The following is a 13,651-nucleotide window of genomic DNA, read 5'->3' on the forward strand; positions in this document are numbered from 1 at the left end:
GGCTAAGGAAAGAAATTCGTGAGGTGGCCGACGTATTCGACGGACCACACGCGACCCCCAAAACCGTGGAAGCTGGTCCAATTTTCTTAGGGATAAGCGCGCTTCAGGACGGGGCAGTCAATCTTAGTGAGACGCGACACGTCACAGAGGATGATTTTAAGAAATGGACGCGTCGTGTGCGGCCGACGGCCGGAGATATTGTGTTCTCCTACGAAACCCGATTAGGTCAGGCTGCCATCATTCCAGAAGGTCTTGAGTGTTGTCTGGGGCGCCGGATGGGACTTGTTCGTTTTCGCGATGGTCAGGTGATCCCTCGCTTCTTTCTATATCAATACCTTTCGCCCCAGTTTCGCGCATTTCTTGACGCCAACACCGTTCGTGGCGCAACCGTAGATCGGATCTCGATCAGAGACTTTCCGACTTTCCCTATCGATCTTCCTCCCTTTTCCGAGCAGCAACGCATCGTCACCATTTTGGACGACGCCTTTGCGGGACTGGCGACTGCAGCCGCAAATGCCGAAGCAAATCTCAAGAACTCTCAAGAACTGTTTCGGAGCTACTTGTCGCGAGCCTTCACGAATGAGGGTAAGTGGAAGGAAAAACATCTCGGTGAGACGTGTGTTGTGGAGCGTGGAAGCTCACCTAGACCAATAAAGAACTTTCTTACAAATTCGGCAGACGGCGTGAACTGGGTGAAGATTGGCGACACTAAGGGCGTCACTAAATTTATCCAAGCCACAAAAGAAAAGATCACGAAGAAAGGCGCTCAAAGCTCAAGACGTGTAGAGCCGGGCGATTTTATCTTGACGAACTCGATGTCTTTTGGACGCCCCTACATAATGGCGACCAGCGGCTATATCCACGATGGATGGTTCGTTCTTCGCTTAGGCGAGGGAATTCATCGGGACTATTTGTACTATCTGCTAGTCTCAGAACTTGTTCAGCGCCAATTTCGTCGGCTGGCGGCTGGCGCAATTGTGTTGAACATCAGTAGTGATTTGGTCAAGCGGGCGATTTTACCGGTTCCTCCGCTCGATCAGCAAAAGCGGCTTGCAGGAGAAATCGAACTTTACTCGGCCGAAACGGAACGGCTTCAAGCCGTGTACGAGAAAAAGCTGATCGCGTTGGCCGAGCTGAAGCAAGTCATTTTGCAGAAGGCGTTTTCCGGCGAATTGCCCTCCCTTTCTTCGCAAGTCATCAACGAGGCGGCTGAGTGAACGAGGCAGAGACCCGGGCCGAACTCATTGACCCCGCGCTGCGGGCGGCCGGGTGGGGCGTCGTCGCCGACAGCCGAGTTCGCCGCGAGGAAATTTGCCCGGGCCGGATCGAAGGGGCCGGTCGGCGAGGCAAAGCCGAAATCGCCGACTACGTGCTGACGTTTCGAAATCACAAGCTGGCGGTGATCGAGGCGAAGGCACGTGACAAAGGGGACACGGACGGTCTCGCGCAAGCGAAAACATACGCACAAAGACTGCAGGCGCGCTTCGCCTTCTCCACCAATGGCCACCGCATTTATCGAGTTGACATGGTGACCGGCACCGAAGCCTACGTCGAGAGTTATCCGACGCCGGAAGAACTTTGGGCCGAAGCTTTCAAGACGAAAAATGAGTGGCGCGACCGCTTCGCCGCCGTGCCCTTCGAAGAACGAGGCGGTGCTTGGCAGACGCGCTATTACCAGCACAATGCCATCGAGATTGCGCTGGAAGCGGTTGCCGTAGGCAAGCAGCGCATTCTTCTGACGCTCGCCACCGGCACCGGCAAGACAGCTATCGCTTTTCAAATCGCTTGGGCGCTGTTCCAAAGCCGCTGGAACCTGTCGCGGAAGCCGGAGCGGCGTCCGCGCATCCTGTTTCTTGCCGACCGCAACATCCTTGCCGATCAAGCCTACAACGCATTCTCGGCTTTCCCTGAGGATGCGCTGGCACGCATCAAACCGGACGAAATCCGCAAGAAGGGCCGTGTGCCGAAGAATGCCAGCATCTTCTTCACGATCTTTCAGACCTTCATGAGCGGCACCGACCAGAACGGTCAACCGTCACCTTATTTCGGCGACTACCCGAAGGATTTCTTCGACTTCATCATCATCGACGAGTGCCATCGCGGCGGCGCCAACGACGAGAGCAACTGGCGCGACATCTTGAACTATTTTTCACCAGCCGTGCAGCTTGGCTTGACCGCTACGCCGAAGCGGCGGGACAACGTCGATACCTACGCCTATTTCGGCGAGCCGGTTTATACCTACTCACTGAAAGACGGCATTAACGATGGCTTTCTGACGCCGTTCAAGGTCAGGCAGATAGCGACCACCCTCGACGACTATGTCTATACGCCCGACGACACCGTGGTTGAGGGCGAGGTCGAAGAAGGCAAGCGCTACGCCGAGGCGCAATTCAACCGCATCATCGAAATACCGGAGCGAGAGCGCTATCGCGTGAAATTATTCATGGACCAGATAGACCAGCGGGAGAAGACGCTGGTTTTCTGCGCCACGCAGGAGCACGCGCGCGCGGTGCGCGATGCCATCAATCAGTTTAAGACCAGCAGCGATCCGAACTATTGCGTCCGCGTGACGGCGGAAGACGGTGCACTGGGCGATCAATGGCTGCGCACGTTTCAGGACAATGAGAAGACTATCCCGACGATCCTAACCACCTCACAGAAGCTTTCGACTGGTGTCGATGCCCGCAATGTTCGCAATATCGTCTTGCTTCGGCCGGTTGGAACCATGATCGAATTCAAGCAGATCATCGGACGCGGCACACGACTTTTCGACGGCAAAGACTATTTCACGATCTATGATTTTGTGAAGGCTTACGAGCACTTCAATGACCCGGAATGGGATGGAGACCCAATTGCACCGGAGACTGGAAGCCCGCGACCAAAGGGAAACGCGAGGGACGACGAGAAGACGGGCGGTGCCGACGAACCGCCGTCCGAACGCCCGGCGCAAATCAAGATCAGGCTCGCGGATGGGAAAGAACGAACTATCCAGAGCATGATGGCTACGAGCTACTGGAGCCCTGACGGTAAGCCGATATCTGCCAACCAGATGATCGAGAGGCTGTTTGGCGAATTGCCGCTACTGTTCAAGGACGAGGACGAGCTGCGCAGCCTGTGGAGCAAGCCAGACACCCGCAAGGCGTTGCTACAGGGGCTCACCGAAAAAGGGTTCGGTCCTGAACAATTAGGCGAAATAGGCCGGATGATCAATGCCGCTAAGAGCGACGTTTTCGACGTACTAGCTTACATCGCATTTGCACTCCCGCCCATCACCCGGCTGGACCGGGTTCATGAACGCAGACTGTCCATTATGTCGGACTATGATGCCAAACTGCAGACCTTCCTTGATTTCGTTCTGACGCAGTACGTCCAACAGGGCGTGACTGAACTAGATCAGGAAAAGTTGGGAAGCTTGCTCGAGCTGAAGTATCACACGATTGACGACGCAACGTCTGCACTCGGCAGTGTAGGAGTGATCCGGGACGCCTTTGTCGGCTTCCAACGACACCTTTATGAGCGCACGACAAAAACAGGCGGGTGACGGAGCGTAGTCCTACTGTGGAGTATCGGCGGTGACCTTTAAGATTAAGACCTTTGCCGAGGCGAGATCGATACTGGATGAATTATGCCACCGGATTGATAAGAAGCCCGCATCAACGAACAAGACATTAAAGAAGAAGCCAAATCTGGATGGCAACAGTGAAGCGTGGTGGCTGGCACACGAGGGCACGACACCGGCTTTTGATAGTAATCGTAGCATCGCCTATCTAACTGCATATGTCGAAATCGCGGGGCCGCATTTTTACGGCTCTGGAATTCCTCTTGAAGACGGGTTCATGTATCCGGATCGAGGGGTGATGAAGGCAATCCTTCACGCAGGCTGCGTGACCATTGGGATAAATGAACAGGGCCTCTTCGAACTGACGCCCAAGGGACGCAAGTTGATTTCAGGAACGGAAATCGCCGCACTTGCACAGCTTCGCCCAGATCGAAAGCGTTTAGTCCTTGATATTCTCAGGGAGCTGAAGATCGATGTCAGTGACTGGGAAAACTATAATGGGCCGCCCGCTGCAAATCCAAAGTACTGCTACGAATGGGCATTCGAAAAGCCGGATAAGTTCGTAGTCTTGTGCTTATGGCACGATGAATTAGAGGAAGAGAACGGAAGCATCTTTCAAATCAAGAATTATCGCCGGAGATCGAAGACCCCTCATCCGGTTCGCGTGAGGCGTGCCGAAAGAGCCGATGAACACATCGCGAAGGCTTACAACCGAGGTCTTCCGATCCGGGTTATTGTCGTTGACGGCGGTAACAGTGTGGTCAAAGACGGCGCAAAGGGGCGCATTCTTGACGAGGTCGCCTGGGCGGTTACGTCTTATGACTTTGATACAGGTGACCACCTTCTGGAGCGCGGGGCGAAGCCGGAGAAGAACGAAGGCTACCAGGAGATTGAGTATAGTGCCCACGAGGGTGAGGCTTGGAAGCGCACTGCGCTAATTACCCAGCGAAGACGCGAGCACAAATTTCGGGCGAAGAAGATCGAAGAAGCTCTCGCTAAAAATCATGGCCGCCTGATTTGCGAGGTCAAAGGCTGCGGCTTTGATTTCTTTCGTCGATATGGTGACATCGGTCGCCACTATGCCCACGTTCACCATCGGGAGCCACTTAGCAAGGCCCCAAAGTCGGGGAAAAAATTCACACTGGCAGACCTCGCAATCGTCTGCGCGAACTGCCATGCCATGGTGCACGTGGGCGGCGCCTGTCGCGACCTCGATACTTTAATTCCGCCTGCAAAATAGTTCGGGGCTAAAGCTACGCTGTTGGGCGGAATTGGGTTGTCGATCTGCCGATCCGGCGCGTCGTCTTAAACTGGTCTTCTCATCTCAATAAGCTGACGCAAATCCTTGAGACAGTGACCGCAGAGCCCAAAATTCAGAGGCATCTCGCGCTGTGAAAAGCGGAGCGCTTCAAACCCATCCTCAAACCCCCGCCGCTCAGCACTTGCGCTTTGAGCGGTTGGGTCGGGGCCGATATATGAGCAGTCGGTTGAATGGACCGTTGCGATGCGGTTGGGCCTATTAGCGACGGCGACGTATTTGATCATGTAAAGCCTCCGATTTCCGAGGCTCTCCATTTGCTACGCCGATTTCGAGCTGTCTATGTTAGAAATGTTGTTCAGTGACAGAATGCCGCAGTAACCGCCGGAACGGCAACCACGAGGATTGAGCTAGTGTTTGCTACCCTTCGGTTCGGAAAACAGTTTGACCTCGCCTGCTTCGTAAACGGGCATGCTATCAACCGGATGTTCGTCAACAATCTCAAAATCGGGATCGAGCGAGACCCACTTCCCCGCGTCCAGCGTTCCCGGATGACCGCGATAAGCGACGCGCTTGCCATCCATCACCAAGTAAAGTTCGCAGTGCCCGGTCTCACTTTGACGGGCGCTCACTTCTTCCATGAACAGTTGCGGCGGGTTCGCGGGTAGCTTCATCTTCTGCGCTCGGCGTTGCTGTCTGTTCATTGTCATGTCGCCTTCATGTTGTCTCGTGACCGTCTCCGCATCCTATAGACTACTCACTGCACGGGGCAGGCCGCGCAAGCCGATCACGCGGCCCGATTGCGACCGCGAGCTGTACTCACTGACAAACCTCGCCGTTTAAGTGAGTAAAACGACTGCCCGATGCCGCTGTGATCAAGACGTTTTCCAGCTTGGGAACAATTTGCGATGACGAGACCTCACCAGAATAATTTATTATTCGCATTGATATGACCCCGCCTTTCCATTCCTGATCATCGCCCAATTATCCCAACAGCACGGCAGCCCTACATCCGACCTGACTTCGGCAATGCCTTCGCCAGCGCCGTCACCGACGCGCCAGATCATCGGTTCGTCGCCCGGAAGGTGTCGGCATTCTCAATGGCGCGCTGCCACTGCCTACGGCGCGCATGCTCAGCCGCCAACGCCTTCCGCGTCTCCACATCCCGGATGATCTGATCGATCTCCGCACCATCCAACGTCCGCTTGATGCGCAAGACGACAGACAACGCCATCACGACATCGCCGTAAGGCATCAGCATGTCGCGCGCAGCTAAGTCACAGTGCCTGATGAAGGCATCAATCGCCTCGCCGCTGGCGCAAATCAACAAGGCCAGTTCACGCGCCTGATAAAGGTCGTCAACAGGCGCGGCAGGTTCGCCGTCGAGGAGCATGCGCTCCGCTGCCCGACCAACCATGAACTCGATGCACTGAGTGTAGACGTGGCCGAAAACATCGGCCACTGGACGACGATCTTCTCCTGCCTGTGGCATAGCGGGGCGAAGCGCATCCCGGACATCGGAGGCATCGCCACAGCCCTCCGCGAACGCCTCTTCGTGCTCTACACCCCAGCAGAGCCCTTCGGAACCACGGACCGGGTCCGGGTTCACGGTCACGCCGCCGACCTCATGGCCCAGCAGACGCGCGCAAACGGCATGCCCGGCTTCGTGGACCGCGATCCGTTCGTCTTCATCGAATGTACGGCCGAGCGACACGAGCAAGCGATCGTAATCATCGACTTCCACATCGTCGAGGCCGCTGCCGCGTTCAGTCATGCCTCCTGCGCGGTCAGCGGCCTCCGTTTCGGCGAGGAAGGTCGCTGGTCCTTCCTCAGCCGGAACTTCCTCAGACATAACCAAGCACCTTTTTGTGCCGTGTGATCATGCGCGCACGAGTACTCGCGACAACACCATCGCTCGACTGCGGCATAGCGCGGGCGATCATCTCGGCCACGGCAGCCGGGATGCGCATTTCATCGTCAGGATCGATGACCCAACCATCGATGCGTGTGACGATCTGATCCGGTCGCCAACCGGGAGGCGCTGACTTCATGTTCGAGGCACCTCAAGCTCGATCGTGCGCGCTTCGGCGCTGCGGTCGATCACCTGAAAGTTGGCGGACGCAAGCGGATCAGTGACCATAACCGGCGAGATGTGCGCCGGGCCGATCGTGACCGTGGGTTCGGACATCGTGACCTTGGCGGGCTCCGGCTTTCGCGTCGGAATGGCCGCAGCGCCTTCGCGGATCGCGCCCACCATCGATCGCAGTTCGGCGATTGCGAACCCCGCAGCGACCTCGACCTGCGCCGCCGCGTTGCCTACAAAACGCGCCATTGCGCCGCTCTCGAAATGAAAGTGGATCTTCTCAAAAGCGTCGGCCAGGTGCCGACCAGCCGCCAGATAGTCCCGCAGCGTCCGCTCAATGGCATCGAGATCACGTGCCAGATTTTCGCTCGCGGCTTTACGTTCACCGGCGGACCGTTCGTCTGCAAGCGTCTGTTCGGCGCTTGCGATCTTCGCCCGCACCTCCGTGAGCGCATCGGCGTAGCCGTCGCGCGTCACCGCGCAGGCGGCGAGCGACGCCTCCAACTTCGCGCGAGCCCTGTCGTCGGCATCAAGATCAGCTTCGATGTTGTGACGCTGCAACTTCGACTTGGCGTCAACAAACGCCGCGTCGGCGGTGGCGTGGCGGCTGTTCAGCGTCTCGGCGCGCGCACGCAGCGAGCCCAGTTCGGCTTCGAGTTTTTCCATGGGGGATTTTCGTCGGAGGAATGCCATGCCACAACCTACTGGCCGCAAGGCGATTTGCAGAGACCGGAGTTGTGGCGCACGCCACATGGTGAACGGCTTTTTGTGGCGTGTGCCAATGCTGCGTCCAAGGGGCGTTGCGGTCTGCTTCATGCACTGCTCAGGATTATCGAGAAACCCTCCTTCCGGTCCCCTTCCCGGAGGTGTATGGTGGTAATATTACTTGGAGCTGCCAGACGGACGTGCCGAAGTCCCCAATTATTTGTAGCGGCAGCCTCAGCGCCAACGGCGGGCATTAGCCTCAATAGATCAAGTTATTCTTTGGTGATCCTACGGCACTCGATCCATCGGTGTGCTGGCAAATTCATTTTGAGGAGACTTCAATGGACAAGCGTATCATCATTACTGCTGTCTGCTCCGCCCTAGGCCCAATCGGCGCAAGCGGATTTGCGCTCGCGGAAACGGTCGGCCGATATGAATGCAACGTCGTCGGCGCGGTAAGCCAAGAACCCATCGGTGACAAGGATGGGCATCGGATCACTGGCGTCCAATATTCTTGCTCTGGTGTGGAGGGCCTGGTGAAAGGCGCAGTCTACTCAGGGACTTCGACCAGTGAATGGGATGGCCCTCAAGGAACCTATCTGTCCGGCGGGGGGACTGTCCGAGCGGCCGGGGGGCTCGCGGTCACCGAGATCACCGAAGGTAAAGGGGCCGCTGTCATGAAGGACGGCAAGCCTGCTGGCAGCGAAAGTTCCGGAAAAGCGCTGTTCAAGTTTGCTTCCGGCACACTTGCCACACTCTCAGGAAAGGCCGTTAGATGGGAAACCAAACCAGCTGGCGTTGGTCGATTTAGCATCGAATTGACGGATGACAGCGAAACGGTCGCGGTCAGTACGCGCAAGCAATAGCAGGTGCAAGTCATTTGGTAGGCTCCTGTCCTGAGTGAAGGGTGAACCCATCATCTCAGGACAGGGACGCGATGTTAGGCCGCATCTGATGGTGCTTCGGAGCCATCGGATGTTGTTGCACGCGTGGGCATCGCAGGCGGCTCCTGTGGCCGCGCCCATCCCTCATATTTTTGCGCCCGGTTCTCGGCGCGCTGACGCGCATGCGGACCACGGCGGCGGTCGAGCTTGCCCTGCTCAAGATCGTCGAGCAGTTCCAATTTACCTACCATCCATCGGTTCGCAAATTTGATCCCAAGCGGGCGTTTCGTTCCGGCCGTCAGTTCGCACTGCTTGCGGATTTTTTCGTCTGAGCACTCAGCAATGTCCGCAGCCTGTTCCAAATTCAACAGCTCACCACGGAGTATGCGGGCAACAACGCTGCCTTCGCTGTCGAACTGTCTCGCGCGCTCGGCGAGCTGTCCCACTTCGACGATGAGCCGGTCAAGCTCGGCAGCCAGCGATTTCGGGCTGTCGGCCATTACTCAACCTCAGCCAAGACGGCCCAGCACTCATCCAGCGTCCACTCACACGGCCTTTCGAAGTTGCGCATCGCGAGCCGGAAGTGTTCGTCACAACGCAAGGAAGCCCGCAGTTCGTCCTCACGACGCGCGCGCGCATCGGCGCGCATAGCGGCGTCAAGTTCGACCAGCACGACCATCAGCCGTTGGGCCTCACGGCGCCGAGCTTCGAGGTCCGGCAAGCTATCGAGCCCCCGACAGCCGGTGTCGAACGCCTCAAAGAGATCGTTCAGGGCGCCGGTCGCAGTGGGCACAACGGCACCGTTATTGCGCCCGAGGTGTCGATCGATGGCGTCGATAATCGTCTTGAGGCGCCAACGGGGCTGCTCATTCTCGTGGCCATCCGGCGCCACATGACGCAAAGCGCGGCGAACCGTTTGCCGGTCAAGTTCCAGCATGTCGGCGGCGCCGAACGCTGAAATCAGTTTCACATCCAAACTCCCTGTCGTTGTTGTAGGTCTTGGAAAATGCTGGGACTGGTCATACCGGGACCGCACGCGCGACCCGCATTGGCCGGGGCCGGAGGAAGAACCTAGCTGAGCGCGCGCCGATCAGGTTCGACCGGCGGAGGCTCCCAAGTGTTACCCTTCTTTCGGTTGATCAGGCTTTCAACAATGTCGTTCCACGCCTCCGCAGCCTGCTTGGCGAGCGTGAGCACGTCCGCAGGCACGTCGAACGTTTGCCAGTCCTTGTCAAACTGTTGCGTCCAGTAGGCGGGAAGCGAAATGGCTTCGCCGGCCATGTTCGACAAACTGCGGTGCCACCGCTCTTGCTGCGTGTTGCAGTCGGCGCAGGGTTCATCGGAAAGCAGCACGATGCGCTTAGACGGTGCTGATTTTTGCGGCTCGGCCGTCACGCGCTGTTCGTACCCGGGCATCCTGCGAGCCTTGCCGTCTTTGCCGACGCGCCTCTCAACTGGCGCAGTTTGCGCCAGTTGGTCACGCGCGCGGCGGACAGTGTCCTTGCCGACGCCGGTTTCCGCTGCGATGGCGCGATCCGATTTGCGCGGCGTCGCCTCGATCGCAGCCTTGGCAACGGCGCTCTTCGACACATGCGTCATGAGCTTTTCCAGCTCGGCGCGGGGGCGGTCGAAATAGTCGTAAACGAATTGCTTCCAGCTCTGGTTGTCAGCCTCGACGCGCTTGCGCAGCGTCACAAGCATTTCACCCGCTTCCCGGCGATGGTTGGCGGCGTCGTTTTCATTCTGATCAGCGAGCCGCAGCTTGATGCCAATCGCCTTCGCGACATCATGCACTGGCGCCGTCTCTTGCGACGACACGACACGCTTCAATTCGCGGAGATTTGCAATTGCCATTCTTTCACACTCCAATGATACGGCGGCGACCGCCCCGCGCGGCCGCGATGACCGATGACCCGACTGACCCGAAACTCTCTCTTTTCTCTAGAGCCCTATTTTCGCTCTGCTAAACGCCCCTCTTGTCCACTCTCTTCAGCTTTCTCCAGATAATGGAGGTGAAACGGTCATGACGGTCATCGTCATCGAAAAACCCAATACAATTAGATATTTGAGGTCGTGACCGGACTGATGACCGACAACAGCTCCATTCGGCTCATTCGGGTCATGGGTCAGTGACCGACGCATCGCCCCGATCGTCGCTCCGGTCATTCATGACCGTCGTGTTGTGCTGCTCGCGCATCGCAACGATACTCGGTCGATCGTCCCAGGATGCCGGGATGAGGCTATTCACCTCTTGCGACGGGTCCGTTGCACGAGCAGTCTTGCCCTCGAACAAGGCGCTCTGATAGGCGGTCTTGTGGAACTGAAGGCCGAGCTGGTTGAGCACAACCCCGCAATAATAACGATTGCCGCTCTCCCGCAATTCGGCCCGGTGAATACCAATGCGCGGATCACCAATGGACTTCAGCGCCTTGCCGACGGCTTCGTTAGACGGCAACCGCCGATCTTCCCCCTTCAAATCAAGCCACCATGCGCTGTGCGCCAAACAGAAATCCGACACCCGCACGCGGCCGAGCGGATCGTATTCGATGCAGTCGTCAAGGAACCCCGCCACGAGGTTGCTGTCCTTGTGGATCGTCTCGGCGGTCTCCTTGATGCCTTCGGTGGTCGCGATCGAACCCCGCGCCAGCGCCCGCCGCAGGCCGGCCATGGCCCAATTGAGAACGCCGGGCAGCTCGGTCGCCACGACGAATTCGCCGGGCTTGCTGTAGCCCCGGCTGATCGCCTCGGCCGCAGCGCCGATCGGTTGACCTTCCACGAAGGCCCGCGTCACTTCGATGACGATCATGCGCTCGACGATCGCGCGCGTGCTCTCCTTGAACTGCGGCTGAAAATTCGTGGCCCAGAAGATGGGCGCGCGGACGATCTGGCTGAGCATCGGGCCATTCTTGACGTTGATCTGCACGGGCTCGGCCGTGACGATTGATTTGACCGTCGCGGACAAGTGCCATTGCCCGCTGAAAGCCTCGTGGAGCACCCAGGGCGCGCGTCGCGCGAACGGCATCAGCCCATGATTGCCCTCGATCGACGGCAGCGATGCCGCGATCGGATTGCCGCCGAACAGTCCCGCGACAACGTCGAGCAGCCCCGACTTGGCGCGGTTCTGAATGCCCCAAAACACGCATGCCTTCGACAACGCGCGCGGCTTCTTGTCGATTAGCGCGGCGCCCACCAGTTCCTGCACGATGCCGATCAGCGCCGCTTGCTCGACCGGATCGCGATCGCCGAACATGTCGGTCATCATCGTCTCCCACCAGCGGCACGTCGCATCGGGATCGTAATCGACCTCGATGCACCAGGTGCAGTAGTGATCAGGCCGCGCGGCCTCCAACTTGCCCGTACGGGGATCGATCAAGCCCGATCGCGTCGGAATCTTTCCGTGCTGATCCCAGGGGATGTCATCATCGCGCCAAAGCTCAGGGCGCCGCAAAATGCGGTTACAGGCTTCCGAGGTAAGCGCGTTGGTATTCGTGACGCCCATGCCCTCGCACGCCTCCTCGATACGAACCCCCAACCACGCTTTGATGTCGGTCCGCAACTCCCAGATGCCGCCCGAATAGAGCCAGGTACACTTATCGGCGTTGATCAACGCCTCGCCGCTTGCGCGCATGCGCGCAAGCACCGCGTTGCCGATCACGACATGCAGTTCACCCTTGGCGACCCCAACGGCGCGCGGGAACTCCACCACGTTGTCGGGGCCCATCGTGGTGCCGCGATCCATGATCTTGTCCATCACCGGACCTCCCGGCGCTTGTAGTTGCGGCGCGAGCACTTCTTCACCCAGGTCTCGCACATATGTCGGACCTTGCGCTCTTCGCGGCGCCAATTCCAACGCGCGCCGTACTCGCCTGCGGCCGCCCGCGTGGCGATGAGCACTCGCTCGATCACGGCATCGATGTCCACGCCATCGTTCAGGAGCGACGCGGTCACCGAGCGTTGTGTGACGTGGATGGAATTCTCGCCACCGGCCATGTACATCATGTTGCGCAACCGCTGCTCGACGTTGATGCGCGGCTTGAAGCCCTCGCGCTTCGCGTACTCAGCGAAGAAGTCGGCCTCGCCGGACACGGTCTGTGGATCCACAGCCACATGTTCTCCCGCCGTCCGCGCGTACGCACGATTGAGGCGGAGCATGACCGGCGACTGTTCGCTGAGCCATTCCTCGATGTCGTCGAATTCGTACTGGCGCTCGGGGTGGAAGTCAGTGACCTTGACCTCCTTCCACCCGCCATTCTTGGTATTGTGCGAGCCGGGGAGCCGCATGACGCGTGAGACTTCGCAGACCGCAAGGTCACCGGCGACGATGTCCGCAAGCTGACGCAGGACCGCTTCGATGCGATCGATTTCGGACTGGGTATCCATAGGTTCCGTGAGGCGCCAATAAGCATGCACGCCGCCGCCCGACGCCACGGTGATGCTCGGCCGATGGCGAAGGCGCCCCAGATGCCGCAACACATCGGCGAGCGGATCAGCGCCCAGCAGATCGACATGCTTGAAGTCGATGTCAACGTGGAGGAAGCCGATCTCGTGGCAGTTCTCCTTGTTGCGCTTCTGCGATCCGTCCTTCTGCGTGGCGATGCAGAAGAAAAGACCGCGCCCCGGCCCGTCCCACTTCTTGATGAAGCTGGTGATCTCGCCTGGCTTGCGGCCAATGAAGCGGCGCTCGGCGCCGCGCTTGTGCTCGTTGGTGAACGTGCAAGTGTAGATCGGCCCAGTGGTGTAGGCGAACAGCGTCTTCAGAAACTCGATGGGGCCGATGACCGTCGAGCCGGTCGGGTGGTCTTGCGCAGACGCGCCAGCGCTGCTATCGGTGAGGTACATTTCGAAATGTCCTTTGAGAGAATTGAGATGAGGCGGCTGGCGGGCCGCCTTTTCTGCGACTACGCGGCGCTATCGGCCATCTGTGCCGCAGCTTCGCGCTCGCGACGCCAGGCAGCGGCGGCCTCGCGCGAGATCAACACGCGCGTGCCGACGTTGAACGTCACGGGCATCAGCCCCTGGGGCTTCAGCTTGTAGAACATCTGGGAGCTGATCCCGTGGCGCTCACAGAATTCACGGATGCTGTAAGCATCAGGGTGATGCGCGGTATCGGTCGGCTTATGGTCGGTCACTTCAGGGCGAGCCATGTTTGTCCTCCGTATGCA

Annotated in this window: 14 protein-coding genes; 4 read left to right on the forward strand and 10 right to left on the reverse strand. The window is 58.6% G+C overall.

The window, feature by feature from the left end; translation table 11 throughout:
* Positions 1-23 precede the first annotated feature (23 nt).
* Genes ACVWW1_RS39155 through ACVWW1_RS39165 form a run of 3 tightly spaced genes read left to right on the forward strand, consistent with a single transcriptional unit; the run spans position 24 to position 4,799 of the window.
* Complete coding sequence (locus ACVWW1_RS39155) at positions 24-1,217, forward strand: restriction endonuclease subunit S (RefSeq protein ID WP_456659557.1); 1,194 nt, start codon at positions 24-26, stop codon at positions 1,215-1,217.
* Positions 1,214-3,541, forward strand: coding sequence for an EcoAI/FtnUII family type I restriction enzme subunit R (gene hsdR, locus ACVWW1_RS39160; RefSeq protein WP_456659558.1), 2,328 nt, complete (start codon positions 1,214-1,216; stop codon positions 3,539-3,541). The genes ACVWW1_RS39155 and hsdR overlap by 4 nt, the downstream gene beginning before the upstream one ends.
* Before the next feature lie 31 nt (positions 3,542-3,572).
* On the forward strand, positions 3,573-4,799 hold the full coding sequence (locus ACVWW1_RS39165; protein WP_456659559.1) for an HNH endonuclease: 1,227 nt from the start codon (positions 3,573-3,575) through the stop codon (positions 4,797-4,799).
* 428 nt (positions 4,800-5,227) lie between these two features.
* On the opposite strand, the gene ACVWW1_RS39170 is transcribed toward ACVWW1_RS39165, so the two are convergent.
* From ACVWW1_RS39170 to ACVWW1_RS39185, 4 genes are all read right to left on the reverse strand, one after another.
* A complete protein-coding gene (locus ACVWW1_RS39170; protein WP_456659560.1) occupies positions 5,228-5,491 on the reverse strand; it encodes a hypothetical protein in 264 nt (87 codons plus the stop codon).
* A 389-nt stretch (positions 5,492-5,880) separates the two neighbouring features.
* Positions 5,881-6,591, reverse strand: coding sequence for a hypothetical protein (locus ACVWW1_RS39175; protein ID WP_456659561.1), 711 nt, complete (start codon positions 6,589-6,591; stop codon positions 5,881-5,883).
* A 70-nt stretch (positions 6,592-6,661) separates the two neighbouring features.
* A complete protein-coding gene (locus ACVWW1_RS39180) occupies positions 6,662-6,868 on the reverse strand; it encodes a hypothetical protein (RefSeq protein ID WP_456659562.1) in 207 nt (68 codons plus the stop codon).
* Positions 6,865-7,566, reverse strand: coding sequence for a hypothetical protein (locus ACVWW1_RS39185; RefSeq protein WP_456659563.1), 702 nt, complete (start codon positions 7,564-7,566; stop codon positions 6,865-6,867). Before ACVWW1_RS39185 ends, ACVWW1_RS39180 begins: the two co-directional genes overlap by 4 nt.
* A 380-nt stretch (positions 7,567-7,946) precedes the next feature.
* Here ACVWW1_RS39185 and ACVWW1_RS39190 point away from each other — a divergent pair, with 380 nt between their 5' ends.
* Positions 7,947-8,471 carry a hypothetical protein gene (locus ACVWW1_RS39190; RefSeq protein ID WP_456659564.1) on the forward strand — a complete coding sequence of 175 codons (525 nt, stop codon included), beginning with the start codon at positions 7,947-7,949 and terminating at the stop codon, positions 8,469-8,471.
* Between the two features lie 74 nt (positions 8,472-8,545).
* On the opposite strand, the gene ACVWW1_RS39195 is transcribed toward ACVWW1_RS39190, so the two are convergent.
* From ACVWW1_RS39195 to ACVWW1_RS39220, 6 genes are all read right to left on the reverse strand, one after another.
* The gene (locus ACVWW1_RS39195; protein ID WP_456659565.1) at positions 8,546-8,989 is read right to left on the reverse strand and encodes a hypothetical protein; all 444 of its coding nucleotides are present in this window, start codon (positions 8,987-8,989) and stop codon (positions 8,546-8,548) included.
* Positions 8,989-9,459 (reverse strand): hypothetical protein, encoded by a 471-nt coding sequence (locus ACVWW1_RS39200; protein WP_456659566.1) that lies wholly within the window; start codon positions 9,457-9,459, stop codon positions 8,989-8,991. The genes ACVWW1_RS39195 and ACVWW1_RS39200 overlap by 1 nt, the downstream gene beginning before the upstream one ends.
* Before the next feature lie 101 nt (positions 9,460-9,560).
* Entirely contained in the window at positions 9,561-10,343 is a 783-nt protein-coding gene (locus tag ACVWW1_RS39205) for a hypothetical protein (RefSeq protein ID WP_456659567.1), read from the reverse strand.
* Positions 10,344-10,608: 265 nt separating this feature from the next.
* Entirely contained in the window at positions 10,609-12,144 is a 1,536-nt protein-coding gene (locus tag ACVWW1_RS39210; RefSeq protein WP_456659568.1) for a hypothetical protein, read from the reverse strand.
* Between the two features lie 95 nt (positions 12,145-12,239).
* Positions 12,240-13,328 carry a hypothetical protein gene (locus tag ACVWW1_RS39215; protein ID WP_456659569.1) on the reverse strand — a complete coding sequence of 363 codons (1,089 nt, stop codon included), beginning with the start codon at positions 13,326-13,328 and terminating at the stop codon, positions 12,240-12,242.
* A 59-nt stretch (positions 13,329-13,387) separates the two neighbouring features.
* The gene (locus tag ACVWW1_RS39220) at positions 13,388-13,633 is read right to left on the reverse strand and encodes a hypothetical protein (RefSeq protein ID WP_456659570.1); all 246 of its coding nucleotides are present in this window, start codon (positions 13,631-13,633) and stop codon (positions 13,388-13,390) included.
* Positions 13,634-13,651: the final 18 nt, after the last annotated feature.

This window comes from Bradyrhizobium sp. JR3.5 (genome assembly GCF_054057015.1).

Excerpts from the sequence above, each read along its gene's own strand:
- ACVWW1_RS39220 (WP_456659570.1), bottom strand. The coding sequence starts at position 13,633 with ATGGCTCGCCCTGAAGTGACCGACCATAAGCCGACCGATACCGCGCAT.
- ACVWW1_RS39175 (WP_456659561.1), bottom strand. The coding sequence starts at position 6,591 with ATGACTGAACGCGGCAGCGGCCTCGACGATGTGGAAGTCGATGATTAC.
- ACVWW1_RS39215 (WP_456659569.1), bottom strand. The coding sequence starts at position 13,328 with ATGTACCTCACCGATAGCAGCGCTGGCGCGTCTGCGCAAGACCACCCG.
- ACVWW1_RS39170 (WP_456659560.1), bottom strand. The coding sequence starts at position 5,491 with ATGAAGCTACCCGCGAACCCGCCGCAACTGTTCATGGAAGAAGTGAGC.
- ACVWW1_RS39205 (WP_456659567.1), bottom strand. The coding sequence starts at position 10,343 with ATGGCAATTGCAAATCTCCGCGAATTGAAGCGTGTCGTGTCGTCGCAA.
- ACVWW1_RS39185 (WP_456659563.1), bottom strand. The coding sequence starts at position 7,566 with ATGGAAAAACTCGAAGCCGAACTGGGCTCGCTGCGTGCGCGCGCCGAG.
- ACVWW1_RS39195 (WP_456659565.1), bottom strand. The coding sequence starts at position 8,989 with ATGGCCGACAGCCCGAAATCGCTGGCTGCCGAGCTTGACCGGCTCATC.
- ACVWW1_RS39180 (WP_456659562.1), bottom strand. The coding sequence starts at position 6,868 with ATGAAGTCAGCGCCTCCCGGTTGGCGACCGGATCAGATCGTCACACGC.
- ACVWW1_RS39190 (WP_456659564.1), top strand. The coding sequence starts at position 7,947 with ATGGACAAGCGTATCATCATTACTGCTGTCTGCTCCGCCCTAGGCCCA.